The sequence below is a fragment of the Lentzea sp. CA-135723 genome (assembly GCF_050936595.1).
GTDB lineage: Bacteria > Actinomycetota > Actinomycetes > Mycobacteriales > Pseudonocardiaceae > Lentzea.
In genome coordinates, this window is sequence record NZ_JBNJMK010000001.1 from 6806447 (window position 1) to 6829172 (window position 22726).

General features: G+C 69.0%; 22 protein-coding genes and 1 riboswitch. Of the genes, 8 read left to right on the top strand and 14 right to left on the bottom strand.

What is annotated here, in order from left to right; translation table 11 throughout:
• Nucleotides 1-3: 3 nt before the first annotated feature.
• The 4 genes from ACQEU1_RS31925 to ACQEU1_RS31940 are packed head-to-tail and all read right to left on the bottom strand — an operon-like array spanning nucleotide 4 to nucleotide 2474.
• Nucleotides 4-879, bottom strand: a complete 876-nt coding sequence (locus ACQEU1_RS31925; protein ID WP_433209740.1) for an ABC transporter permease subunit — start codon at nucleotides 877-879, stop codon at nucleotides 4-6.
• Entirely contained in the window at nucleotides 876-1832 is a 957-nt protein-coding gene (locus ACQEU1_RS31930; protein WP_433209742.1) for an ABC transporter ATP-binding protein, read from the bottom strand. Before ACQEU1_RS31930 ends, ACQEU1_RS31925 begins: the two co-directional genes overlap by 4 nt.
• Before the next feature lie 22 nt (nucleotides 1833-1854).
• Nucleotides 1855-2292 (bottom strand): hypothetical protein, encoded by a 438-nt coding sequence (locus ACQEU1_RS31935; RefSeq protein ID WP_433209744.1) that lies wholly within the window; start codon nucleotides 2290-2292, stop codon nucleotides 1855-1857.
• A complete protein-coding gene (locus tag ACQEU1_RS31940) occupies nucleotides 2292-2474 on the bottom strand; it encodes a hypothetical protein (protein ID WP_045312139.1) in 183 nt (60 codons plus the stop codon). Before ACQEU1_RS31940 ends, ACQEU1_RS31935 begins: the two co-directional genes overlap by 1 nt.
• A 365-nt stretch (nucleotides 2475-2839) precedes the next feature.
• On the opposite strand from ACQEU1_RS31940, the gene ACQEU1_RS31945 reads away from it, so the two are divergent.
• Complete coding sequence (locus ACQEU1_RS31945; RefSeq protein WP_433209747.1) at nucleotides 2840-4288, top strand: MFS transporter; 1449 nt, start codon at nucleotides 2840-2842, stop codon at nucleotides 4286-4288.
• Between the two features lie 9 nt (nucleotides 4289-4297).
• Entirely contained in the window at nucleotides 4298-4978 is a 681-nt protein-coding gene (locus tag ACQEU1_RS31950) for a TetR/AcrR family transcriptional regulator (RefSeq protein WP_433209749.1), read from the top strand.
• A gap of 55 nt (nucleotides 4979-5033) precedes the next feature.
• Here ACQEU1_RS31950 and ald read toward each other — a convergent pair whose 3' ends face one another.
• Nucleotides 5034-6146: an alanine dehydrogenase gene (gene ald / locus ACQEU1_RS31955; protein ID WP_433209751.1), complete on the bottom strand. Its 1113-nt coding sequence runs from the start codon at nucleotides 6144-6146 to the stop codon at nucleotides 5034-5036.
• A 224-nt stretch (nucleotides 6147-6370) separates the two neighbouring features.
• Nucleotides 6371-6465: riboswitch (glycine riboswitch) on the top strand.
• A gap of 62 nt (nucleotides 6466-6527) precedes the next feature.
• Between ald and gcvH the strand changes: the two genes are divergently transcribed.
• Nucleotides 6528-6911: a glycine cleavage system protein GcvH gene (gene gcvH / locus ACQEU1_RS31960; RefSeq protein ID WP_433209753.1), complete on the top strand. Its 384-nt coding sequence runs from the start codon at nucleotides 6528-6530 to the stop codon at nucleotides 6909-6911.
• 31 nt (nucleotides 6912-6942) lie between these two features.
• Nucleotides 6943-8307, top strand: a complete 1365-nt coding sequence (locus ACQEU1_RS31965; RefSeq protein ID WP_433209755.1) for an L-serine ammonia-lyase — start codon at nucleotides 6943-6945, stop codon at nucleotides 8305-8307.
• A gap of 1 nt (nucleotide 8308) precedes the next feature.
• On the opposite strand, the gene ACQEU1_RS31970 is transcribed toward ACQEU1_RS31965, so the two are convergent.
• The 3 genes from ACQEU1_RS31970 to ACQEU1_RS31980 form a co-directional block, all read right to left on the bottom strand.
• A complete protein-coding gene (locus ACQEU1_RS31970) occupies nucleotides 8309-8662 on the bottom strand; it encodes a winged helix-turn-helix transcriptional regulator (RefSeq protein ID WP_433209757.1) in 354 nt (117 codons plus the stop codon).
• 81 nt (nucleotides 8663-8743) lie between these two features.
• Complete coding sequence (locus tag ACQEU1_RS31975; protein WP_433209759.1) at nucleotides 8744-10333, bottom strand: TROVE domain-containing protein; 1590 nt, start codon at nucleotides 10331-10333, stop codon at nucleotides 8744-8746.
• A 502-nt stretch (nucleotides 10334-10835) separates the two neighbouring features.
• On the bottom strand, nucleotides 10836-11486 hold the full coding sequence (locus tag ACQEU1_RS31980) for a TVP38/TMEM64 family protein (protein WP_433209761.1): 651 nt from the start codon (nucleotides 11484-11486) through the stop codon (nucleotides 10836-10838).
• Between the two features lie 70 nt (nucleotides 11487-11556).
• Here ACQEU1_RS31980 and ACQEU1_RS31985 point away from each other — a divergent pair, with 70 nt between their 5' ends.
• Entirely contained in the window at nucleotides 11557-11961 is a 405-nt protein-coding gene (locus tag ACQEU1_RS31985) for a hypothetical protein (protein ID WP_433209763.1), read from the top strand.
• Here ACQEU1_RS31985 and ACQEU1_RS31990 read toward each other — a convergent pair.
• Nucleotides 11958-13838 carry an ABC1 kinase family protein gene (locus ACQEU1_RS31990; RefSeq protein WP_433209765.1) on the bottom strand — a complete coding sequence of 627 codons (1881 nt, stop codon included), beginning with the start codon at nucleotides 13836-13838 and terminating at the stop codon, nucleotides 11958-11960. The genes ACQEU1_RS31985 and ACQEU1_RS31990 overlap by 4 nt on opposite strands.
• Nucleotides 13839-13972: 134 nt before the next feature.
• Here ACQEU1_RS31990 and ACQEU1_RS31995 point away from each other — a divergent pair, with 134 nt between their 5' ends.
• On the top strand, nucleotides 13973-16213 hold the full coding sequence (locus ACQEU1_RS31995; RefSeq protein ID WP_433211903.1) for a glycosyl hydrolase family 95 catalytic domain-containing protein: 2241 nt from the start codon (nucleotides 13973-13975) through the stop codon (nucleotides 16211-16213).
• A gap of 57 nt (nucleotides 16214-16270) precedes the next feature.
• Here ACQEU1_RS31995 and ACQEU1_RS32000 read toward each other — a convergent pair whose 3' ends face one another.
• Nucleotides 16271-16666 (bottom strand): SSI family serine proteinase inhibitor, encoded by a 396-nt coding sequence (locus ACQEU1_RS32000; protein ID WP_433209767.1) that lies wholly within the window; start codon nucleotides 16664-16666, stop codon nucleotides 16271-16273.
• An 89-nt stretch (nucleotides 16667-16755) separates the two neighbouring features.
• Nucleotides 16756-17625, bottom strand: a complete 870-nt coding sequence (locus ACQEU1_RS32005) for an SGNH/GDSL hydrolase family protein (protein ID WP_433209769.1) — start codon at nucleotides 17623-17625, stop codon at nucleotides 16756-16758.
• Nucleotides 17626-17712: 87 nt separating this feature from the next.
• On the opposite strand from ACQEU1_RS32005, the gene ACQEU1_RS32010 reads away from it, so the two are divergent.
• A complete protein-coding gene (locus ACQEU1_RS32010; protein WP_433209771.1) occupies nucleotides 17713-18990 on the top strand; it encodes an MFS transporter in 1278 nt (425 codons plus the stop codon).
• Here ACQEU1_RS32010 and ACQEU1_RS32015 read toward each other — a convergent pair.
• Both ACQEU1_RS32015 and ACQEU1_RS32020 read right to left on the bottom strand, forming a co-directional pair.
• Nucleotides 18922-19773 carry a hypothetical protein gene (locus ACQEU1_RS32015; RefSeq protein WP_433209773.1) on the bottom strand — a complete coding sequence of 284 codons (852 nt, stop codon included), beginning with the start codon at nucleotides 19771-19773 and terminating at the stop codon, nucleotides 18922-18924. The genes ACQEU1_RS32010 and ACQEU1_RS32015 overlap by 69 nt on opposite strands.
• Entirely contained in the window at nucleotides 19770-20717 is a 948-nt protein-coding gene (locus ACQEU1_RS32020; protein WP_433209775.1) for an SPFH domain-containing protein, read from the bottom strand. Before ACQEU1_RS32020 ends, ACQEU1_RS32015 begins: the two co-directional genes overlap by 4 nt.
• A gap of 49 nt (nucleotides 20718-20766) precedes the next feature.
• On the opposite strand from ACQEU1_RS32020, the gene ACQEU1_RS32025 reads away from it, so the two are divergent.
• Nucleotides 20767-21462 (top strand): NUDIX hydrolase, encoded by a 696-nt coding sequence (locus ACQEU1_RS32025; protein ID WP_433209777.1) that lies wholly within the window; start codon nucleotides 20767-20769, stop codon nucleotides 21460-21462.
• A 184-nt stretch (nucleotides 21463-21646) separates the two neighbouring features.
• Here the strand turns inward: ACQEU1_RS32025 and ACQEU1_RS32030 are convergent, their stop codons facing one another.
• A complete protein-coding gene (locus ACQEU1_RS32030) occupies nucleotides 21647-22654 on the bottom strand; it encodes a Gfo/Idh/MocA family protein (protein ID WP_433209779.1) in 1008 nt (335 codons plus the stop codon).
• Between the last annotated feature and the right edge of the window lie 72 nt (nucleotides 22655-22726).

Below are 22726 nucleotides of genomic sequence, written 5' to 3' on the forward strand. Positions count from 1 at the left end.
AGGTCAGGTGATGTCCTTCTGGGTCATGCGGGCCCAGCCACCGCCGAACGCGGCCGCCACCCAGGCGACGAAGATCAGCCCGGACAGCCACCACGCCTGCGCGCCGCCGGCACCCGCGATGATCCGCAGGAAGTCGATGCCCTCCTGCGGCACGACCCCGGCCTTGGCCATGAACAGGTCGACCACGACCGAGCCGGTGAGCCCGTTCACCGAGCCGTTCGGCAGGAACCCGATGACCGTCTCCGGCGTGCTCGAGAGCCGCAGCCCGAACTGCAGGGCGTTCTCGACCACCAGGAAGTACATGATCAGCAGCACGACCACGCCCGCCGCGCTCGGGATCAGCGCGCCCAGGCCGACGCCGAGCATCGTCATCAGGATCGACGCCAGCACGCACGCGAGCGCGAGCATCGCCCAGTCGCCGATCCCCGGCAGCTGGCTGGAACCGCTCGTGATCACCACGCCGAGCGCGATGGCCGCGATGGTCGCGATGCCGTAGATCGCACCCCACAGCGCGTACACCAGCAGCTTCGCCAGCATCGCCTGCGCGCGGTTCTGCGCCGTCAGGAACGTCGTGGTGATCGTCCGCGTGCCGATCTCGTTCGCGACCGCCAGCGCCCCGAACACCAGCGGGAACAACGTGACGATGTTGATCGTCCTGCCGATGCCCAGCAACGAGAACTTCCACTGGTCCGGCGTCACCCCGAGCACGTCGGAGAGCTGTTCGGCCTCCGCGGACGTGGTGAACTCGATCATCAGCTGGCCGAAGCCGCCGGACAGCAGCCCGCCGCCCAGCGCCACCAGCACCGTCGGGATCAGCAGACCCCACCACAGGCCCGTGGTCGTGATCTTGCGGAGCTCCGCCTGCACGAGGTTGTTCATCGAGCCCACCCACCCTGCTGGTACGGCGACGGCGCCGGCACGTGCCCGGCGTACTGGCCACTGGTGAGCCGGAAGAAGAGCTGTTCCAGGTCGACCTGCTCCTCCTGGATGCCGTAGATCGACACGCCCGCGCGCAGCGCGCTGTCCGCCACGTGCTTCGAGTCCACACCGGACACGGCGAGCCGTCCGTCCGGGAGCTGCTCGATCGCCGTCACGCCGTCCGCCTGCAACGCGGCCGCGAGCGCCGCGACGTCCGACGGCTGCACGAACACACGGCGTTGTTGTTGCTGGCGCAGGTGGTCCAACGGCCCGTAGTAGACGGTCTGCCCGCGCGAGACGATCACGACCTGGTCGACGGTCTGCTCGACCTCGGCCAGCAGGTGGCTGGAGATCAGCACCGTGCGCCCCATCCGCGCGAACGACTGCAGGAAGTTCCGCAGCCACGCGATGCCCTCGGGGTCGAGGCCGTTCGCCGGCTCGTCGAGCACCAGCACCTGCGGGTCACCCAGCAACGCCGTGGCGACCGCCAGCCGTTGCTTCATGCCGAGCGAGAACCCGCCGACGGCGCGGTCGGCCGCCGTGCCGAGGCCGACCAGGTTGAGCACCTGGTCGGCCTGCGCGTCCGGCACGCCGATCGCCGCCGTGTAGACCCGGAGGTGGTTGCGCGCGGTGCGGCGCGGGTGGAACCCCTGCGCCTCCAGCACCGCGCCCACCACGCGACCGGGCTGGCCGAGCTGGTGGAACTGCCGTCCGTTGATCGTCGCCGTGCCGGAGGAGGGCTTCACGAGACCCAGCAACATCCGCAGGGTCGTCGTCTTGCCCGCGCCGTTCGGCCCGAGGAAGCCCGTCACGCTGCCGGGTGACACGGTGAAGCTCAGGTTCTGCACCGCGGCCACAGGACCGAAGTGCTTGGTCAGGTTCTGGACCGCGATGAGGCCGCTGCCGTCATGCATGCGGCCCATCCTGCCCGAATCGTCACTCCGGCAAGGCGTGCTTGGGACGGGACACGACGGGCGCGCGGTGCACGACCGGCGGTTCCGCGACCACGACGGGCAGCTCGGTGGTCATCTCCGCCGGGGTCTCCTCCGGCAGTTCGATAACACCTGATCGTGTGAAGGGGTTGCGCAACGGCCGCCGCCGTTCGCGGTGCGGCAGGCCCTCGCCGATGAGGTGCTGGTGCGCCATGTTCCATACCTGGCAAGGCCATCGGCGGCGCCGCAACCAGCCGGGACACGCCTTGCACCGGCCGTCCTCGTCGGGCTGGTGCACCGTCAGCAGCAGGCGCCAGCCGTCCGCGAGGCGGTGGATCTCCGCGCGGGCCAACGGAACCAGCGCCTCGGCTTCCCCGTGCTCGGCGACCTTGTCCAGCAGTGCCAGGCGTTGCAGCACCGCGTCGCGCAGGGTCTCGTCCATCACATCTTCGCCGTGGCCTGGTCGAGCAAAGAGCCCAGCCGGCGCGTCTGAGTGGCGGACATCACAGCGGTCTCGCCAGGAGGCGTGACCAGCAGGACCCGGTCGTTCTCCACCAGCACGGTCATCGACCTGTCTCGACCGAACGGGTCGTGGCAGTGGATCCATCCCTGTGGTTCAGCCATGGAATCTCCCTTCGAGGGACACCCGACTCCGTCTTCATCGGCCGAAGCCCCTGCTCGCCGCACCGCGCGGCACGGAATTCACTCGTTTGCTGGACGGGCCGGACACGGGCGGTGGTCCACTCGGGGAAACTTTCGGGGCGCGTTTCGGCGGGGGTGCTGGGCGCGGCGCGGAGAAGCCCGCTATATTTGGTGACGGCGGCCCCGCTCCCAGTGACCCCCAGGCTGGTTGAGCGCGGCCGCCCTTTATTTTCCCTGAAATCTCTTCGCTTCCCGGCGACCTCCCCGTTCTGTCCTGAGCGAAAAAGGCTTGCGCCCTGCGGTCTCGTACGCTGTAAGTTCCTCGTACACCGTAAGGGGGAGGAACGATGACTTCGACGACCGAGAAGGCCGTGGTGCACCCGCACCCGCAACGCTGGGCCGTGCTCGGCGTGCTGTGCCTGTCCGTGATGGTCGTGGTGCTGGACAACACCGTGCTCAACGTGGCGATCCCGTCCATCTCCACCGGCCTGGACGCGAGCACCGCCGACATCCAGTGGATGATCAACGCCTACTCGCTCGCGCTGGCGGGCCTGCTGCTCACGACCGGGTCGCTGAGCGACAGGTTCGGCCGCAAGCGTGCGTTGCTGGTCGGCCTGGTGCTGTTCGGCACCGGCAGCGCGGTGGCGGCCTACGCAGGGTCGTCCGAGGCGTTGATCGCGGCCCGCGGGTTCATGGGGATCGGCGCCGCGGTGCTGATGCCGGGCACGCTGGCCGTGCTGATGCAGTTGTTCGACGACAAGGAACGCCCCAAGGCCATCGGCATCTGGGCCGCCGTCACGTCGCTCGGCTTCGCGGCCGGACCGGTGATCGGCGGCGCGCTGATCAAGCACTTCTGGTGGGGTTCGGTGTTCCTGATCAACGTGCCGGTGGCGCTGCTCGCGATCGCCGCCGTCGCGTTCCTGGTGCCGGAGTCGAAGGACCCGACCGTGCGCAAGCCCGACGTGCTCGGCTCGATCCTGTCGATCGTCGGCATGGTGTCGATCGTGTACGCGGTGATCGAGGTGCCGGAGCACGGGTTCGGCTCTGCCGAGTTCGGGGTGCCGGTGGCGATCGGGCTGGTGACGATGGCCGGGTTCGCGTGGTGGGAACGGCATACCGCCGAACCCATGCTCGACCTCGGGTTCTTCAAGAACCGCCGCTTCACCGGCGCGGTGGCATCAGGTGTGCTGGCGGCGTTCGGCATGGCGGGCTCGCTCTTCCTGCTGACGCAACACCTCCAGGGCGTGCTGGGGTACAGCCCGCTGGAGGCGGGGGTGCGGGTGGCGCCGATGGCGATCGCGTTGCTCGTCACCAGCAACACGCTGGGGCAGCTCGTGATGAAGCTCGGCGCGGGCCGCGCGATGTTGCTGGGCATGACGATCGTCGCGGGCGGCGTGCTGCTGCTGTCGATCGGCGACACCTACCCGCCCACGCTCGCCGGGCTGGTGCTCATCGGCGTCGGAGTCGGTGTGTCGCAACCCGTTGCGGTCAACGCGCTGATGGGGTCGATCCCGCCGGAACGCGCCGGCATCGCGTCCGGGCTGTCCGGCACGTTGACGGAGCTGGGTTCCTCGTTCGGCATCGCCGTGCTGGGCGCGCTGCTGTCGGCGCGGTTCGTCGCGTCACTGCCGGACGGAGTGCCGGGACGTTCGTTGCAGGAGGCGTTGCACAGCGGTGCGGACATCACGGTCGTGCGCGAGGCGTTCTCCAACGGCATGAGCGTCAGCCTGGTGATCGGCGCTGTCGCCGTGTTCCTGGGAGGTGTTGTGGCCAGCGTGTTGCTGCGACGTGCCTAGGATCGGCCCGTGGAGAGCGTGTGGTTCAGCAAGCCCAGGCCCGGCAGCGGCCAGCCCCTCGGCCTGAGCCGGGAGGCCATCGTGCGCAAGGCGATGGAGATGCTGGACGCGGACGGCCTGCCGAAGCTGTCCATGCGCAAGCTCGCGGCGGCGCTCGGCGCGGCACCGATGTCGTTGTACTGGCACGTGCCGACGAAGGACGCGCTGATCGAGCTCTGCCTCGACGAGATCTACGGCGAGTTCACCCTGCCCGATCCCGAGACCGACTGGGAGACCGCGGTGCGGGCGATGATGCACGAACTGCGTCAGCTCGCGCTCAAGCACCCGTGGTGGATCCGCGGGATCGGGCAGTTCAACACCATCGGCCCGAACGCGGTGGCCTACGCGGACGCCATGTTCGGGCCGATGCTGCGCGCCGGCCTGAGCACGGTGGCCGCCGCCCAGTCGATCTCCGCGGTGGGCAGCTACGTCAACGGGTACGCGATCGCGGAGGTCAACTTCGTCGGGCGCGGCGGGATGGACTCGCCGCCGCCGGACCTGGCCAAGATCGCCGACCTCTACCGGGAGAAGCACCCCCGGTACGTCGCGATGCTGGACGAGCAGGAGCTGTGGTCGCTGGAGAGCCAGTTCGAGTTCGGGCTGGACTGCGTGATCGACGGCATCAAGGCGCGCGTGGCCGCCCTCAGATAGGCGAAACCCCCGCAGCGTTGCTCGCGTGCGGGGGCCTCATTCATTCAGTTGGCTTTCAGACCACGGACTCCAGCGGCGTGTGCAGGAGGCCGGTCGCCTCGGCCACCGGGCCGTTGGTGAGCTGGCCGGCGTGCACGTTCAGGCCCAGGGCGAGCGAACGGTCGTCCTTCAGCGCCTTCTCCCAGCCCTTGTCGGCCAGCGCGACGGCGTACGGCAGCGTGACGTTGGTCAGCGCGTAGGTCGAGGTGCGCGGGACGGCGCCCGGCATGTTCGCGACGCAGTAGAAGACCGAGTTGTGGACCTCGTAGGTCGGCTCGGCGTGCGTGGTCGGGCGCGAGTCCTCGAAGCAACCGCCCTGGTCGATCGCGATGTCGACGAGCACGGAACCCGGCTTCATGTCGGCGACCAGCGCGTTCGACACGAGCTTCGGCGCGGCGGCACCGGGGACGAGCACGGCGCCGATGACCAGGTCGGCCTCGCGGACGGCCTGCTCGATCGCGAACGAGTTCGAGGCGAGAGTGCGCAGGCGGCCCTGGAACTGGGCGTCGATCTGGCGCAGGCGGTCGACGTTGGTGTCGAGGATCTGCACGTCCGCGCCCATGCCGACGGCGATGGTGGCGGCGTTGATGCCCGCCACGCCCCCGCCGATCACGACCACGCGGGCCGGGGCGACACCGGGGACGCCGCCGGGCAGCACGCCGCGGCCACCGGAGGGCTTCATCAGGCTGAACGCGCCGACCTGCGGGGCGAGCCGGCCCGCGACCTCGGACATCGGGGCGAGCAACGGCAGCGCGCGGTTCGGCAGCTGCACGGTCTCGTAGGCGATGGCCGTGGTGCCGGACGCGAGCAGCGCCTCGGTCAGCGGCTTGTCGGCGGCGAGGTGCAGGTACGTGAAGAGGGTCTGGCCGGCGCGGAGACGCGGGTACTCCTCGGCGATCGGCTCCTTGACCTTGAGGACCAGGTCGCCCTCGGCCCACACGTCGTCGGCGGTCGCGAGGATCTTGGCGCCCGCGGCGAGGTACTCCTCGTCCGTGATCGCGGAACCGAGACCGGCACCCTGCTCGACGTAGACGTCGTGGCCGCGGCTGGTCAGCTCGTGCGCACCGGCAGGGGTGAGAGCGACGCGGTACTCGTGGTTCTTGATCTCGCGGGGAACTGCGATCCGCACGATGACTCCTCCGTTCGATGGCCGACATCTCATAATGTGGGCCAGCCGCAAGGTCATGTCACTGTGCAGCTAGCACTATCCGGTAACCCTCTGGTTGTTCGGATAGGACAGAGCGACCTGAGTGTTGTTCGCGTTCCACTCGACCGTCCCGCGTTGACACTCGGCGGGGGCCGCACATAGCGTTCGCGCCGAGAACTGAACACCGGCCGCGGCGCGCGAGCGCCAGAACCCGAGTGGGAGAGACCTCGACCGTCATGAGTCGGGGCGCCGAAGGGGCAAGCTCCCGCACACTCTCAGGCAGCAAGACCACTCGGGGTAGGCAACTCTGCACGGCGGAGGGGGCGCTAGTTGTCCTGACCCGTCACAGCCAGAGGAGTCGCCGTGGAGTTCCCCGAGAACCTGCTCTACACCGTCGAACACGAGTGGGTCGACTGGACGCCGGGCACCCAGGACCCGCTGACCTGCGGAATCACCGCGTACGCCGCCGACGCGCTCGGCGACATCGTCTACGTGCAGCTGCCAGAGGTCGGTGCCGAGGTCGTCACCAACGCCGTGTGCGGTGAGCTCGAGTCCACCAAGTCCGTCAGCGACCTCTTCTCGCCCGTGACCGGTGAGGTGATCGAGGTCAACGACGCCGTCGTGCAGGACCCGGCGATCGTGAACAACGACCCGTACGGCGAGGGCTGGCTGTTCAAGGTCCGCGTCGAGTCGGCGGAGAACCTGCTCACGGCGGCCAAGTACGCCGAGCTCACCAAGACCGACTGACTCCGCTCCGCCCACCACGAAGGACTGATCAGTGGCGATCAGCGTTTTCGACCTGTTCTCCGTCGGCATCGGACCGTCCAGCTCCCACACGGTCGGCCCGATGCGCGCGGCCGCGATGTTCGTCGACAAGCTCGGCCCACAGCTGTCCACTGTGGACCGTGTGCACGTCCAGCTGTTCGGTTCGCTCGGGGCGACCGGCCACGGCCACGGCAGCCCCAAGGCCGTGTTCCTCGGCCTGGAGGGCAACCTCCCGGAGGAGGTCGACCCGTCCGCCGCCGCCGAACGCGTCGAGGAGATCATCTCCAGCGGCCGGCTGAGGCTCGGCGGCACGCACGAGATCGCGTTCACGCACGACCGCGACCTCGTCATGCACCGCCGCAAGTCGCTTCCGCTGCACCCCAACGGAATGAGCTTCGAGGCGTTCTCCGGTGGCAAGTCGGTCGAGCACGCCGTCTACTACTCGATCGGCGGCGGCTTCGTCGTCGACGAGAACGCGTCGGGCACCGACCGCATCAAGCCGGACACGACCCCGTTGCCGCACCCGTTCCTGACCGGCGACCAGCTCCTCGCGCGCTGCCGCGAGACCGGCCTGTCGATCAGCGAGATCATGATGGCCAACGAGCTGTCGTGGCGCACGGAAACCGAAGTGCGGGAAGGACTTCTGCACATCTGGCACGTCATGCAGGAGTGCGTCGAACGCGGCTGCACCGAGCACGGCACGCTGCCCGGCGGCCTGAAGGTCCGCCGCCGCGCCGCCGAGATGCGCAAGCGCCTGGAGAGCGAGCACTTCGTCACCGACCCGTTGCGGGTCATGGACTGGGTGACGCTCTTTGCATTGGCGGTCAACGAGGAGAACGCCGCCGGTGGCCGCGTCGTCACGGCGCCGACCAACGGCGCGGCCGGCATCGTTCCGGCGGTGTTGCACTACTACACGAAGTTCGTGCCGGGTGCTTCCGACGACGGCGTGGTCAGGTTCCTGCTGACGGCGGGCGCGATCGGCGTGCTGTTCAAGGAGAACGCGTCGATCTCCGGCGCCGAGGTCGGGTGTCAGGGCGAGGTCGGGTCGGCCTGCTCGATGGCCGCGGGAGGTCTCGCCGAGGTTCTCGGTGGCACGCCCGAACAGGTCGAGAACGCCGCCGAGATCGCCATGGAGCACAACCTCGGGCTGACGTGCGACCCGATCGGCGGCCTGGTGCAGATCCCGTGCATCGAACGCAACGCCGTCGCGTCCATCAAGGCCATCACGGCGGTGCGGATGGCGTTGCGGGGCGACGGCTCGCACTTCGTGTCGCTGGACAAGGTCATCAAGACCATGCGGGACACCGGCAAGGACATGTCGGTCAAGTACAAGGAGACGGCACGCGGCGGACTCGCCGTGAACGTCATCGAGTGCTGAGTCAGCGGGCGTCGTACGCGGCCTGCGCGTCCAGCACCTGCGGCATCATCGCCTCCAGGTGGCGGATCAACGACAACAGCTTGTCCGCCGTCTCGCGCCCGAGCGGCGTCAGGCTGTAGTCGACCCGCGGCGGGTTCGTGTGCTGCGCCTCGCGGTGCACGAGCCCGTCCCGCTCCAGCGCCTGCAACGTCTGGGAGAGCATCTTCTCGCTGACCCCGTCGACGCGGCGGCGCAGCTCGTTGAACCGCAGCGGACCTGCGTCGAGCGCGCTCAGCGTCAGGCTGCCCCACCGGCCGGTGACGTGCTCCAGCGTGGGACGTGACGGGCACGCCTTCGCGAACACATCGTAGTCCATGAGCAGAATTGTACCTGGTCAGAACGCTAACTGATAGTAAGTGTGAGAGCTCTCCGCGTCAGGGGAGAGCTCTCACACCGGCTAGAACGGCCAGGTGGCGTTCTGACCTGCCTCGAGCAGGGGGACAGACCTGAACGTCGCGTCCGTCAGGCCTCCGAACTCGTGGCGGTTCGCCTTGCCGGTCGCGTACGCGGCGCTCCCGTACCCGCCCAGGTTGAACCCGTAGACCGGCACGTGCCGCGGCACGACGTCCGAGACGCCGGCGCCGTAGTGGCCGTCCATCGTCTGCATGTCCGAGATGATGAACACCCGGTCGTGCCCGCGGTAGGTGCTCTTCAGCGACTCGACGATCGCGGTGCCGTGCCCGACCTCGCCGATCCGCCCGAGGAACCGGTTCACCTCGCGGAGAACCGACGCGCCACGCGGGATGTCGTGCCGGAACGTGCCGTCCGCGAACCCGACCACGTCCACCTTCTCGCCCTTCGCGCCCAGTGCGACGCCGAAGACCGCGGCGGCCATGGCCGGCGTGACCTTCGAACGCTGCGAGAACGCGCCGCCCGTCATCGACGCCGAGGTGTCGATCAGGATCAGCGAGCGGCCCGGCAGTGCGGGCAGGTTCGCCAGCGACGCCTGGAGCGCCTGGTCCAGGGCGTGACCCCAGCGCAGGCTCGGCGCCGCCAGGTGGGCGGACAGGAAGCGGAACGGGAACTGCCGCGAGCGCGCGACCTGGCCGGGGTCGGCCAGGCGTGCGGCAACGGCCGCGGCGGCCTCGTCGGACATGCCTGCCTCGTCGAAGTTCCTGAGGTTCCGGATGAGCGACATGTAACCCATCGACGGTGCGAGTGCCTCCCACACCTCACGGGTCAGCGGCCCCTGCAGCCACCCCGCCACCGCCTCCCACGTCATCCCGGCCCCGCGCAGCACGTCGGCCGCGTCCGGGCGCGAGAAGAGCGCCCGGCGCTGCTCCACCGGCCACGCCATCAGCTCGCGCCGTGCCGCGATCACCCGCAGCGAGGCGGGGACCGGAGCGTCGGCCGAGCGGCGGTGGTCCAGGACGTACTGGAACAGGTCGCCCTGCCACGGTGCGGCCGGGGTCGGGTGCGTGAGGTTCAGGACGTCGGGCATGCGGAAGCCGCGGGCCTCGCTGTCCCACTTGAGGACGGCGCGCTCGTTGTACAGGCGGCCGATGGCGTCGGAGATGCCTCGCTTGAGGGGCTTGGGGATGCGGCGGCCGTGGATGCCGGTCCAGTAGGCGAGGAGCTCGCCCGGCTCGTCGGCGCGCTGCAGGACGGAGGCGATGACGGCTCGGTTGGTGACGCCGGCGTCGGACTCCGCGGCCAGGCGGGCGGAGACGAACTCCGCGGCGCCTACCAGCGAGGCCGTGCGCATGTTCGCCTCGGTGCGCAGCCACTGCAGCAGGCGCGCGGTCCACTCCGGGTCCTCCAGGGCGGCCTTGCGCACGAGCAGGGCGTAGCGGTCGTCGCGGCGGCCGCTCGGCTCGTAGAAGGTGTTCTCGCTGCCCATGTTCGACACGGCGAGCAGGAACAGCTCGGACTTCGTGTCGCGCGCGTAGGCGGGGGCGCCCTCGTGGGTGACGGCCGCCGGAACGGGTTCCGTGGCGACCGGGCTGGTGCCCGCCGGACGTGCGCGGAAGATGTTGAACTTCGCCATCGGCTCATTCCCCCTCGGGACAAAAAAGGGGGAGCCCACAGACTTCACACGTGTCCGAGTTCAGAGTCGCGGAAGGTACGTTGCTGCTCTGCCGGATTGAGCTACAGCCGGTTTCCCGCCTGGCGGGATTCGAACCCGCAACCTGCCCATTACCAGTGGAAGTAACCCTCTGCTTCGCACCGGACACGTGTGAAGTTGTGTGCTCCCGAGATCAGGCAGCAGAAGGAGTGGTGACCTCGAAAGGTCATTCCTTGGAAGGGAAGTATCCCTCTGCTTCGCACCGGGTGCGATTTCTATGCAACCACGCCGTGCCAGCGATTTAATTCTGGCCGAGGTGGAGTTGTGGACGCCCGAGATCAAATCGCAGAAGGTGACTGACCCGCCGAAGCAGGTCGAAGACCGGCCGGAGCCGGTTCCAGGAGTTGAACCTAGTTATCACCGAAGTAACCCTCCGCTGCGCACCGGGCGCATTGCAATACAACCACGTCCCGCAACAGGTTTTCTAAGGCGCCGCCTTCACCAGTCGGCGGAGCAGGTAGAAGAGGCCGACGGTGAGCAGGAATCCGACGGCGCTGATCATCACGATCTGCTCGACCGTGTCGGCCTGGGATCCAGCGAACACGTAGGCGGCGCAGATCGGGACGGTCCCGACGAGCGTGAACGCCATGAACGTCCGGAACGACACGCGGGACACGCCGGCGGACACCGACACCGTCTCCGCCATCATCGGGATTCCGCGCGCCACGCCGAAGAACCACGGCCCGAACTGACGGCCCCATCGCCGCATCTCGGTCAGCTCCTCGATGGTCACCACCCGGCGCACCAGCCACGGGCCCGCGAACCGCCCCAGGGCGTACCCTGCGGCAGAGGAACCCAGGGATCCGACGATCGCGAGTGCCAGCCCGAAGGGCAGGCCGAGTGCCGTTCCCGCCAGCACGATGAGCGGAGTGGACGGCACGGGCAGCAGCACGTCCACGACGAGCAGGGCGAAGATCGCCGCCGCCGCCCACACCGGGTCGATGCCGCGCACCCACGCGACGACCCCGTCGAAGTCGATGAGGTCCAGTGCCTCGAACACGATCCAGCTCAGCAGCACGAAGCCGAGCACGACGGCCGGTATCCACTTCCACCGAACGCCCGTCTCATAACTCATCGGGTGATGGTCGCCCACGTAGATCCGCCGGACAATCCGCCAGTGGCGCAGGTTCCGCGAAGGGACACTCATGAGTGACGATCTCGTGCCTTTTCTGGGGCACTGGGTGCTCGACCCGGCACGCTCCGCGTACACCGGCGGTGATCCTCCGCGCAGCGGCCACCACGACCTGAGGCTCGAGGGCGACCGCCTCGTGGTCTCGATCGAGGGCGTGCTGGGGTCCGGCGACCCGATCCGCACCGGGTACACATTGGACCTCTGGCAGGACACGCCGATGAGCGTCGGCAAGATCGACCGGGTGCGCACGGTCGTCGAACCGCGGCGGTTCTGCACGATCGCCTACGCGGGCGCGCAAGCGGTTGCGCGGTCGTGGCGCATCCTGGGGCACCTCAACGAGATGACGATCGTCCAGTCCGCGCCGGACCACTTCGGCGTCTGGCGCGACGACGTTTCCGTGTACCGCAGGCAGTTCTAAGAGGAACGCGGCCTGAACACCGTCACAACGACGCGCAAACCGAGCAGCACGCTGATGATCAGCAGGTTGTAGCCGAACACCTGGTAGAGCCCGATGTCCGGGATCACCTGCGGGCCGCCGGACGAGCCGAGCAGCAGCACCGCCATCACACCCGCGGTCGCGCCCAGCACGGTCAGCATCACCTGGTGCAGCAGGCCGGTGATGAACGACCTGTCGCGCTCGTCCGCGAAGAGCCGCATCGACAGGCCGAGCCTGCCCTGCTCGAGTGCGCCGCTGATCCGGTCGATCCGCCGCGGCAGCCGGCGCAGCATCGGCAGGACGGCCTGCAGCTCCTCGGCCATCGTCGCCTTCACCGACTCCGGCGTGAGCCGTTCGGAGATCTGCTCGGCGGCGAACGACCGCGACTCCACGACGATGTTGAAGCCCGGCGCGAGCACCGCCAGCGTGCCCTCCAGCGTCGCGAGCGCACGGAACACGGCCGCGATCTCGGGCGGGATGCTCAGCCCGAACCGCGACACGATCAGGAACAGGTCGCCGAACATCTCGACGTCCGGCCGCATGCCCGCGCCGAGGTGCCGGGCCATGAACTGGCCCAACGCGCGCTCCAGCCGTTGTTCGTCGATGTCCTCGGGCCGTGAGGTGAGCTCCAGCAACGCGTCGGTGAGGCCGGCCGGGTCGCTGCGGTCGATCGCGAGCAGCAGCCGTTGCAACGCCGAGCGCAGCGCGGAGTCGATCCGCCCGACCGAGCCGAAGTCGAGCAGCCCGAGCCGTCCGTCGGACAGCAGCAGCACGTTGCCGGGGTGCGGATCGGCGTGGAAGACGCCGTCGAGCATCACCTGGCGCAGCACGAACCGCAGCAACGTCCGGGCGAGCCCCACGTCCTTCGCGGCGCCGCGCAACGGCACGCCGTCGAGCCGGTCCATCACGAGCACGCGCGAGGTCGACAGGTGGACGTGCGGCAGCCCGACGGACGAGTCCGACGCCGCCGCCACGGCCGTGATGTTGCGCGCCTCGATCTTGAAGTCGAGCTCCTCGCGCAACGCCGCCGCGAACCCCGCCGCGAGGTCGCGCACCCCGAGCGCCGAACCCCACCGCGTGCGCTGCAACGTCTCCGCGAGCCGCGACACGATGTCCAGATCGCCCTCGGCCGTTGCCCGCACATCGGGCCGTTGCACCTTCACGACCACCTCGGCGCCGGACTTCAGCACGGCCCGGTGCACCTGCGCGATCGACGCGGCCGCCAGCGGCTCGGGATCGACCTCGGCGAACGCGTCGAGCCCGACCTCGGCGTCGAGCACCGCCCGCACCTGCTCCCACTTCGCCGCCGGCACCTTGTCCTGGAGCAGGCTGAGCTCCTCGACGAAGTCCTCCGGCAGCAGGTCGGCCCGCGTCGACAGCACCTGCCCGAGCTTCACGAACGTCACGCCCGCGTCCTGCAACGCGAGCCGCAACGACCGTGCGAGGCCCGTGGACGTGCGCTCGCGGCCGCGCAGGTAGGGGCCGAGGCCGTGCCGGAACGCGATCGCGGTGATCCGCGAGTACCGCCGGGTCCGCGCGATCCGGCGGCGCGCCATGCCCCACCACTCCGTCGGCGGCGGGATCGACCCGGTCGGCACGATGATCTCCGCGAGCGCCAGCAGCGCGATCACCGCGAGGATCGAGATGCCGAGCTGGAGCGTCACGAGGCCGGCGGACGGCTCCGCGGTGGTCTCGCCGAACGCGCTCTGGGCGACCGACATCGCGAGCAGGCACGCCAGCGCCGTGCGGATGAGGCCGATGCGCAGGCCGAGGATGCGCCGCGCGGCCAGGGCCATGCCCAGGACCAGCAGCAGGAACGTGATCGGGAAGCCGATCGTGTAGACGAGGAAGTCCCCCATGATCGAAGCCTAGGCACGCCCCTTGACGTAGGCAGGCCGGTCGCGAAAGATCCGATGAATCGCCGCCAGCGAAGACCCGACCGCACAGCGAAGTGAGGTGCCTGGAAGTGGTCGAGCTCAACCGGCGTACGGTGATGGCGGGCGCTCTAGCAGGGGTTGCGAGCAGTGCTCTGGTTCCGGCGAACGCTTTCGCGGGCGATGCGTTCAGCTGGAAGGACTTCATCGGGTCATCCGATCTCATCTGGAAGAAGATGCCCTCGGCGTGGTTCGAGGGCCCGTTCCTCGGCAACGGCTACCTGGGCTCTGGCGTCTACGCGGAGCCCGGCGCGAACGCCGTCCGGTTCACCGTCCAGCACTCGCAGGTGCAGGACCACCGGCCCGAGTTCGGGGCGTTGTTCGGCCTCGCCCGGCTGCCGATCGGCTACTTCACGCTCGAACCCGTCGGCGCGATCACGGCCGTCGACTGGCGGCTCGACCTGTGGAACGCCGAGCTCACCGGCACGATCACCACGGCCGCGGGCAGCCTGCGGCTCAGGGCGTTCGTGCACACACGTCGCGACGTCTGCGCGATCGACGTGCAGGCGAGCGAGGGCGAACGCGCGTTCCGCTGGGTGTTCCACCCGCTCAAGGCGATCAGCCCGCGCACCGACCCGAGGTGGGGCCGCCCGGCACCCGCCGGCTTCACCGACAACCCGCCGGTGCAGCTCACGAACGCCGGTGACGTGCAACTGGCCGTGCAGCCGTTGAACGCAGGCGGCGAGCACGTGACGGCGTGGCGCGAGGTCACCCGCGGCACCCGCAGAACGCTGTTCACCAGCGTCGCCTGGTCGCATCCGGCGAAAACCGCTGTGCGCAAGGCGATCGCGCACGTCCGGTGCGGCTCGATCGACGCTCTCGCCCTCGACCACCGGCTCTGGTGGCACGACTTCTACCGGAAGAGCTTTCTGTCCATTCCGGACAAACGGCTGGAGTCGTTCTACTGGATCCAGCTCTACAAGTTCGCGTCGGCGGCGCGGAAAGAAGCGCCCGCCATCGCCACGTGCGGACCGTGGCTGGAGAACACGCCGTGGCCCAACACGTGGTGGAACCTCAACGTGCAGCTGGAGTACTGGCTGATCCACGGCTCCAACCACGTCGACTTCGACGCTGTCACGCACTCGGTCGACCGGTACCGGGACGTGCTCGTCGAGCAGGTGCCGGCGCAGTACCGTCATGACTCGGCCGGCATCCCGCGCACCACCGACACCGTGCTGAACAACGGCGCAGGGATCGGCAACTCCGGTTACGGCGTGGGCGTTCCAGGCCAGGAGACGCCGACGCCCGAGGTCGGCAACCTCACCTGGACGTTGCACAACGTCTGGCTCACCTATCGGCACACGATGGACGACAAAGTGCTGCGCGGCGTGCTGTTCCCGTTGCTGCGCAGGGCGATCAACTACTACTTCCACTTCCTCTTCAAGGGTTCGGACGGGAAGTGGCACCTGCCGATCACGTTCTCACCCGAGTACGGCGTGAACGCGCCGGACTGCACCTACGACCTCGCGCTGCTCCGCTGGGGCTGCCGGACGTTGCTGGAGGCCGCGAAGTCGTTGCGCGTCAACGATCCGCTGATCCCGCGGTGGCAGGACGCGCTGGCGAACCTCACGCCGTACCCGGTGGACGCCAACGGGTACATGATCGGCGCGGGGGTGCCGTTCGCGAAGTCGCACCGGCACTACTCGCACCTGCTGCAGATCTATCCGCTGTACGAGGTGACCTGGGAGGACCCTGCGAGGCGGCAGCTCATCGAGACGTCGCTGAACCACTGGATCAGCTTCGAGGGCGCGTTGCAGGGCTACACGTTCACCGGGGCCGCGTCGATCAGCGCGCAGATGGTGCGCGGGGACAAGGCCGACCACTACCTCGGTGAGCTGATGCGCCGGTACATCAAGCCGAACACGATGTACCAGGAGTCGGGGCCGGTCATCGAAACGCCGCTGAGCGCCGTGCAGTCGATGTACGACATGCTCTGCCAGAGCTGGGGTGGCGTGATCCGGGTGTTCCCCGCGGTGCCGTGGCCGGACATCTCGCTCGACGACTTCCGCACGCAGGGTGCGTTCCTGCTGTCCGCCTCCCGGCAGAACGGGGTCACGCGGTGGATCCGGTTGCGCAGCGAGGCCGGCGCGCCGTGCGTGGTGCGCACGGACATCAAGGATCCGGTCGTGCGGGACTCGCGCGGACGGCCGAAGCGGTTCTCGGTGCTGCCCGGCGGAGATCTGCGCATCGACCTGCGCCGCGGTGAGGAAGCGATCATCCACCGCAGCGGGGACAGGCCTGACCTGAAGGCCGGACCGGTGGGCGGATCACCGGTCTTGCCCTGGGGGCTACCGGGTTAGGGCGTTGCCGGTGTTCTGGCGCGACGGCGGTGCGTCAGAACACCGGCACGCGGTCCGTCAGAAGTCGAAGACCTTGCCGGTGAACGCGCGCACGACGCACGGGTTCGAGTACACCTGCTGGAAGTCGATCTTCTTGTTGCGCCACTTGCCGCGCAACGTGGCCTTGGTCGGGTTCAGCTCCATCGTGCACATCGCGCCGGTCTCTTCCAGTCTGCGGAAGTCGCCTTCGACGGGCGTGAGCTGGTCGCACGCCTGCTGAGCGTTCTTGTGCAGGCCGCCTGCGGGATCGCAGTTCAGCTGCGTGGTGCTGAGCGTGCCCATCTCCGGCTGCAACGACAGCACCAGGCCGGAGGCGGGCAGGAGGTGCTCTGTCAGAGGCGCTGCGTGGGCCGTCGCGGGGATGAGCGGGGCCGCGAGCGCGAGACAGGCAAACAAGATTCGGGTCCTTGCCATGCCCAACACTCTGGCGCGGCAAGGACCCGGAATTCCAACCAACTGAGCGGTAAACACCACATCGTGTAAACCGCCGAAAGTGCGTGCAACTAGACGCCGGTCGATTCCGTCCCGGCGAGAGCGGCCGCCACCTGCTTACCCACCGCTTCCATTCCCCTGGCATTCGGGTGAACGGGGAACGCGAGGCTCGTCGGGATGATGCCCTCGACCCACTTGTCCCACGGTGCCGCACACGTATCGCGACCGGAACTGATGTCGTACGGGTTCACGAACGTGGCACCCGCCGCCTTGGCCTGGGCGCCCAGCATTCCGTTGAGGAGCTTCTGGACGTTGTCGAGGTACGGGACGTCCCCGCGCGAGATCGGCACGATCGGCCAGCAGCCACCCGAGGACGGCAGGATCCTCAGGTAGCCCACGACGACGATCCTGGCCTTCGGGCTGCGCTGCTTGATGCCGGCGAGCACGGCGGCCACCTTGGCGGCGGTGGCGTCGACGCGCTGGGCCAGCGAGTCGCCGTAGTTCGCCTTGCAGGGAGCGCCGTGCGGGTCGAGCACGCTCTTGCCGGCGCAGGTCAGGATGATGTCGGAGAAGCCGATGTCGTTGCCGCCGATCGAGACGGTGACGAGGTCCGTGTCGGCTTTCAGGGCGGAGAACTGGGTGGCGGACTGACCGGGGATGCCCGATTGGACACCCTCCATGTCCTTGGTCTGCGCGCCACCGCAGGAGATGTCGGTGAAGTTCGCGATGCCGAGCCTCTTCGCGAGCACGGACGGGTAGTTCTGGGTGGACTTGAAGCAGCTCAGCGGATCGAGCCTTTGCAGGGGGATGAACGGTCCGGACACGAACGAATCGCCCAGCGAGACGTAGTTCCGGTACTTCGGCGCAGCGGTCGCGGTCGGCACCAGAAACGCCGCTATCAGGGTCGCCAGCAGGGAAACAACAGTCACTCGGCGCGTCATTGCTACCTCGTTACTGAAGAGTAGGAACGTAGGACGAAGGGTGACCGGACCATTGCGCAGTGTCAATCCCTCCACCAGGCTGGAACGATGACGGGGGTACGCAAAGTAGCGGCGGCGTCGGCGGTCGGTAACACGATCGAGCTGTACGACTTCCTGCTCTACGGCACGGCGTCGGCGCTGGTGTTCGACAAGATCTTCTTCCCGCAGTTCGACTCGCGGGTGGGCGTGCTGCTCGCGTTCGCGACGTTCGGCGCGGGTTTCTTCGCCCGGCCGCTGGGCGGCGCGGTGATCGGGCACCTCGGCGACCGGATCGGGCGCCGGTCGATGCTCGTGGTGACGTTGTCCGTGACGGGACTGTCGACGGCGCTGATCGGCCTGCTGCCGACGTACGCCCAGGTCGGCATCCTCGCGCCGATCCTGCTGGTGCTGCTGCGGATCGTGCAGGGCTTCTTCATGGGCGGCGAGCAGGGCGGCGCGTCGCTGATGGCCGTCGAGCACGCGCCGCCGGGGCGGTGGGGCTGGTACGGCAGCTGGGTGTTCATCGGGTCGCCGGTCGGGCTCGTGCTGGCGAACCTCGCGATGTACACGTCGTCGCGGGCGTCGGGGGACGCGTTTCTCAGCTGGGGCTGGCGGTTGCCGTTCGTGTTCTCGATCGTGCTGGTCGGGATCGGGCTCTACATCCGGCTGCGGGTCGCGGAGTCGCCGCGGTTCGAACGGGTGGAGAAAGCGCGGATGCCGATCGCCGAGGTGCTGCGGGACCGGTGGCGCGTGGTGCTGCTGGGTGCCGGCGTGAACCTCGGCTTCACGATCTTCATCTACGTGCTGAGCGTGTTCATGATCGGGTACGGCCGCACGGCGCTGAAGATCTCCGCGGACGACCTGCTGGTCGCGACGATCGTGGGGTCGATCGCGCAAGTCGTTGCGGTGCCTGCCTTCGCGCTGCTGTCGGACCGCGTCGGACGGCTGCCGGTGATGTTCGGCGGCGCGATCTTCCAGGCCGCGTTCGCGTTCCCGTTGTTCTGGCTCACCGACTCCGGCTGGTTCACGTTCGCGATGGTGCTCGGGTTCGTGGGCTCGGCGGCGTTGTTCGGCCCGTCCGCCGCCTACTTCGCCGAGCTCTTCCGGACGCGCGTGCGGTACAGCGGGGTGGCGCTGAGCTTCCAGCTCGGCGCGGTGCTGGGTGGCGGGCTCGCCCCGTTGGTCGCGCAGTCGTTGCTGCGCACCGGAACCTGGGCGATCGCGCTGTACCTGATCGCCGGTGCGGTGCTGTCCGGCGTGTGCCTGCTGGTGATCGGGTCAGCGCACGAGGCGGAGCCTGCGGGTGGCGAGTCCGACGCTGAGCCGCTGGCCCCAGCCCAGCCGTAGCGCGTCGCTCTCGATGCCGTCGCCGAACGCCACGAGGCCGTCGGTCTCCACGTCGATGTCCAGTGCCTGGCCGGTGATCTCGCCCTCGGTGTGGTCGATGCCGGTGGTCGGCGACGGCCAGGCCTCCCGCACGAACCAGACGAGCCTGGGTTCGGTCGGGGTGGGCAGGGCGATCGCGCTCTTGCGTTCGCGGTGGGCCGAGCTGCACCACCCGGTCGAGCCCGTACCGGTGCCGACCAGGATTCCGGACGACGCCTGGCGTTCCGCGCCGATGCGGTAGCGGCTGGTCTGGTGCGTCGGGTGGCCCACGTAGATCTCGTTGAGGGCGTGCAACGTCTGGCCGTCGTCGGTCCTGGCCTCGACCATCGTGCGGTCTTCGGTGTCGCTCGTGTTGTGCAGGAGCTGGGCCGCGTCGGAGGGGTCGTGCCTCGCGAGCACGCCCCGGTCCGGGTTGATGCCGATGACGGGCTGGTCGGTCAGGTACTTGGCCACGTTGGCGACCAGTCCGTCCTGACCGACGATGACGACTACGTCCTCGGGCGCGAACAGGAACCGCGACAGGTCTTCCCGCTCGACCACGCCGCGGCGCCAGTCCAGCGGGATGGCGGCGCTGACCTCTCCCAACGCCTTGCGGGCCTGCTGGTCACGCTCCACCACCTCGTCCAGGGTTCGGTTGCGGGACTTGAGGAAGAACTCGACCTGCCCTCGCGTCCCGTGTCGTGCCAGCAACTCTGTCAGCTCGGTGCGCCGGTGCACCAGCACAATTCGCGGGGCGAGGCTCATCGCGCGAGCCTGTTGAGGATCGGCTGGATGAGGTCCGGGGTCAGCGTGATGCTGCCGATCTCGGGCAGGTTGCCCGCGAGTTCCTTGGCCGCCAAGGCGTACAGGGTCTCCTGCGGGACGTCCCGGTAGGCGTCGAGTCGAGCCTTCTCGCCGGCCGCCTCGGCTTCCGCGAGCTTGCGGATGCCCTCCGCCTTGGCGTCGTCGGCGATCCTCGACGCCCTCGCCTGGTCCTCTGCCTTCTTCAGGGCGTTCGCACCTCGTTGCACGACCAGGAGTTCCTCGCGCTTCGCCAGCTCGATCTGGTTCTGCAGCTCGTTCTCGCTGATGGCGCGCTCGCGTTCGACCGCGATGGCCCGGCGTTCGTAGGTGGCCTTGTCGGCCTCCTGCTGGACGCGTTCCCTGACGGTGGTCTGCAGGGCCTTCTCCATGTCGGCGTCCGGGCGGATGGCCACGACCCTGACGTCGATGATCTCCAGGCCGATGTGGTCCGCCTTCAGGTTCTCGCGGACCTGCTGCTTGACGCGTTCCACGCCGGTCTTGATGGCGGTGTCGAGGTCCATGTCGCCGATGGTCTTGAGGGCGTGCTGCTGCGTGCTCTCGGTGAGGGTGTTGGCGATCTGGCTCAGCGGGTCCTGGCGCCACGTGCCGGTGTCCGGGTCGATCGAGAAGTCGATGCGCTCGGTGGTGATCTCCGGGTTGGTGCAGCGGTAGGTGGTGGTGAGCTGGACCGTCACGTCCTGGTAGTCCTGCGTTCTGGCGTGGAAGAGCATCGGGAGCTCGCGGTCGTCCACCGGGACCTCGCTGATCACGGCGGTGCGGGGGCGGAACCAGAAGCTCAGGCCCGTGCCCTCGTGGACCAGCGCGCCCTTGCGGATGTGCCGGATGTGGACGGTGGGGGCGCCGCGCAGGTGGCGGAGTCCGGGGTAGGTGCTGATGTCGGCCACGGTCGTGACTCCTTATCGTCGTGTTGACGATAAGCCTATAGTGGGCGGGGTGTACTCGCCAAGTGATTTCCCTCCCTTCGCGGTCACGGTCGACCTGGTGGTGCTGACCGTGCGCGGGGACTCGCTGTGCGCGCTACTGGTGCGGCGGGGTGAGGCGCCACATCTCGGGGAGTGGGCGCTGCCCGGCGGGTTCGTCCTGGTCGACGAGTCCCTGGACGCGGCGGCCGCGCGGGAGCTGGTGGAGGAGACCGGGGTGGCCGGGCTGCACCTGGAGCAGCTCGGGACGTACGGCGAGCCCGGCAGGGACCCGCGCATGAGGGTGGTGTCGGTGGCCTACCTGGCGTTGGCGCCTGACCTGCCGGTGCCGGTGGCGGGGACGGATGCCGCCGCGGCCTCGTGGGAACCGGTCGAGTCGGTGTCGTCGCTCGCGTTCGACCACGGGCGGATCCTGGCGGCCGGGGTGGAACGGGCGCGGGCGAAGCTGGAGTACACCGGGCTGGGGGCCGAGTTCTGCGGGCCCGAGTTCACGGTCGCCGAGCTGCGGCGGGTGTACGAGATCGTGTGGGGGAGCCCGCTCGACCCTCGGAACTTCCACCGGAAGGTCACCGGGGTCGAGGGGTTCCTGGTGCCCACCGGGGAGAGCACCAGCCGTGACGGAGGACGGCCGGCCGCGCTGTACCGGCGGGGTGCGGCAGGAGTGCTGCACCCGCCGCTGGTGCGCGCGGCCGGACCGCCGGCGCGTTAGAGCTTGACCGCGTCGCCCTGAAGCTCAGGTTCCTGTGGCGTGTGTACGACCGTGGTGGGGCCGGCGACCTGCGTGTGGCGGCCCAGGCTCTTCCCGCGGGTCCGGTGCAGCGTTTGCTCGGGAGCAGGATTCGTGCTCGTGGGCAACGAGCAGGCGGCACGAAGCCTGAGCCGCCGTCCGCGCGTTAGAGCTTGACCGCGTCGCCCGTCGCCGCCGACTGCTTCGCCGCCTCGATGATCTCCAGGCCCGTCACCGCGTCGTGCGGTGAGACCGGGGCCTCGCCCGCCGCCACCTGGGCGTAGAAGTCCTGGTAGGCGCCCGGTTCGGTGCGGTGGGGCTGACCGCTGAGCGTGCCCCAGGCCTCCTCGGGCTCCTCGCCCCAGCCTGGGCCTGCGGGGGTCTCGCCTGCCTTGAGGCGGTCCTCTTGCGGGTCCATGCCGTACTTGACGTACGCGGCGTCGTGGCCCAGCACGCGGAAGCGCGGGCCCAGGTCTGCCGCGAGTGCGCTCATCCAGAGGTGGGAGCGGACGCCGTTGTCGTGGGTCAGGGACAGGAAGACGTCGTCGTCCGCCTTGGCGCCGGGGCGGACGGTGGCGATCTCGGCGTGGACGGAGACCGGGCGGCCGAAGAGGGCCACCGACTGGTCGACCAGGTGGGTGCCGAGGTCGAAGAGGATGCTGCCGAGGTCCGCCGGGTCGCCGGACTCCTTCCAGGACGACTTGATCTCCGGCCGGTAGCGCTCGAAGCGCGACTCGAACCTGTGCACCGCGCCCAGGGCGTTGGAGGCCAGCAGGCGTTGGACGGTCAGGAAGTCGCCGTCCCAGCGGCGGTTGTGGAACGGGATCAGTCTCAGGCCTCGCGAGGACGCGATGGAGGCCAGGGCGCGCGCTTCCATGGCCGAGCCGGCGAACGGCTTGTCGACCACCACGTCGAGGCCGCGTTCCAGGACCTGGCGGGCGTGGGTCGCGTGGAAGCGGTTCGGGGTCGTGATGACGACGAGGTCGAAGTCGCCCTGCCAGACTTCGTCCAGAGAGGACAGCAGACGGGCGTTCGGGTAGCGCTGCGCCACCTCGGCTTGACGTTGCGGGTTCGAGGTGACCACCGCGGAGAGTTCCAGGCCCTGGGTTGCCTCGATGAACGGGGCGTGGAAGGCCGCCCCACCCAGTCCGTAGCCGACGAGAGCTGTGCGCATGCGATCAGCCTAAGCGTTCTCACCTGTTGGACGGGGTGTCGGAGGGACCGGCTGGAGCCCTACCTTCGTCTG

Excerpts from the sequence above, each read along its gene's own strand:
- ACQEU1_RS32015 (WP_433209773.1), bottom strand. The coding sequence starts at position 19,773 with ATGAGCCTCGCCCCGCGAATTGTGCTGGTGCACCGGCGCACCGAGCTG.
- ACQEU1_RS31935 (WP_433209744.1), bottom strand. The coding sequence starts at position 2,292 with ATGGACGAGACCCTGCGCGACGCGGTGCTGCAACGCCTGGCACTGCTG.
- ACQEU1_RS32030 (WP_433209779.1), bottom strand. The coding sequence starts at position 22,654 with ATGCGCACAGCTCTCGTCGGCTACGGACTGGGTGGGGCGGCCTTCCAC.
- ACQEU1_RS32005 (WP_433209769.1), bottom strand. The coding sequence starts at position 17,625 with ATGACGCGCCGAGTGACTGTTGTTTCCCTGCTGGCGACCCTGATAGCG.
- ACQEU1_RS32010 (WP_433209771.1), top strand. The coding sequence starts at position 17,713 with ATGACGGGGGTACGCAAAGTAGCGGCGGCGTCGGCGGTCGGTAACACG.
- ACQEU1_RS31975 (WP_433209759.1), bottom strand. The coding sequence starts at position 10,333 with ATGGCGAAGTTCAACATCTTCCGCGCACGTCCGGCGGGCACCAGCCCG.
- ACQEU1_RS31995 (WP_433211903.1), top strand. The coding sequence starts at position 13,973 with ATGGCGGGCGCTCTAGCAGGGGTTGCGAGCAGTGCTCTGGTTCCGGCG.
- ACQEU1_RS32000 (WP_433209767.1), bottom strand. The coding sequence starts at position 16,666 with ATGGCAAGGACCCGAATCTTGTTTGCCTGTCTCGCGCTCGCGGCCCCG.
- ACQEU1_RS31945 (WP_433209747.1), top strand. The coding sequence starts at position 2,840 with ATGACTTCGACGACCGAGAAGGCCGTGGTGCACCCGCACCCGCAACGC.
- ACQEU1_RS31980 (WP_433209761.1), bottom strand. The coding sequence starts at position 11,486 with ATGAGTTATGAGACGGGCGTTCGGTGGAAGTGGATACCGGCCGTCGTG.
- ACQEU1_RS31970 (WP_433209757.1), bottom strand. The coding sequence starts at position 8,662 with ATGGACTACGATGTGTTCGCGAAGGCGTGCCCGTCACGTCCCACGCTG.
- ACQEU1_RS31990 (WP_433209765.1), bottom strand. The coding sequence starts at position 13,838 with ATGGGGGACTTCCTCGTCTACACGATCGGCTTCCCGATCACGTTCCTG.
- ACQEU1_RS31930 (WP_433209742.1), bottom strand. The coding sequence starts at position 1,832 with ATGCATGACGGCAGCGGCCTCATCGCGGTCCAGAACCTGACCAAGCAC.
- ACQEU1_RS31925 (WP_433209740.1), bottom strand. The coding sequence starts at position 879 with ATGAACAACCTCGTGCAGGCGGAGCTCCGCAAGATCACGACCACGGGC.
- ACQEU1_RS31985 (WP_433209763.1), top strand. The coding sequence starts at position 11,557 with ATGAGTGACGATCTCGTGCCTTTTCTGGGGCACTGGGTGCTCGACCCG.
- ACQEU1_RS31940 (WP_045312139.1), bottom strand. The coding sequence starts at position 2,474 with ATGGCTGAACCACAGGGATGGATCCACTGCCACGACCCGTTCGGTCGA.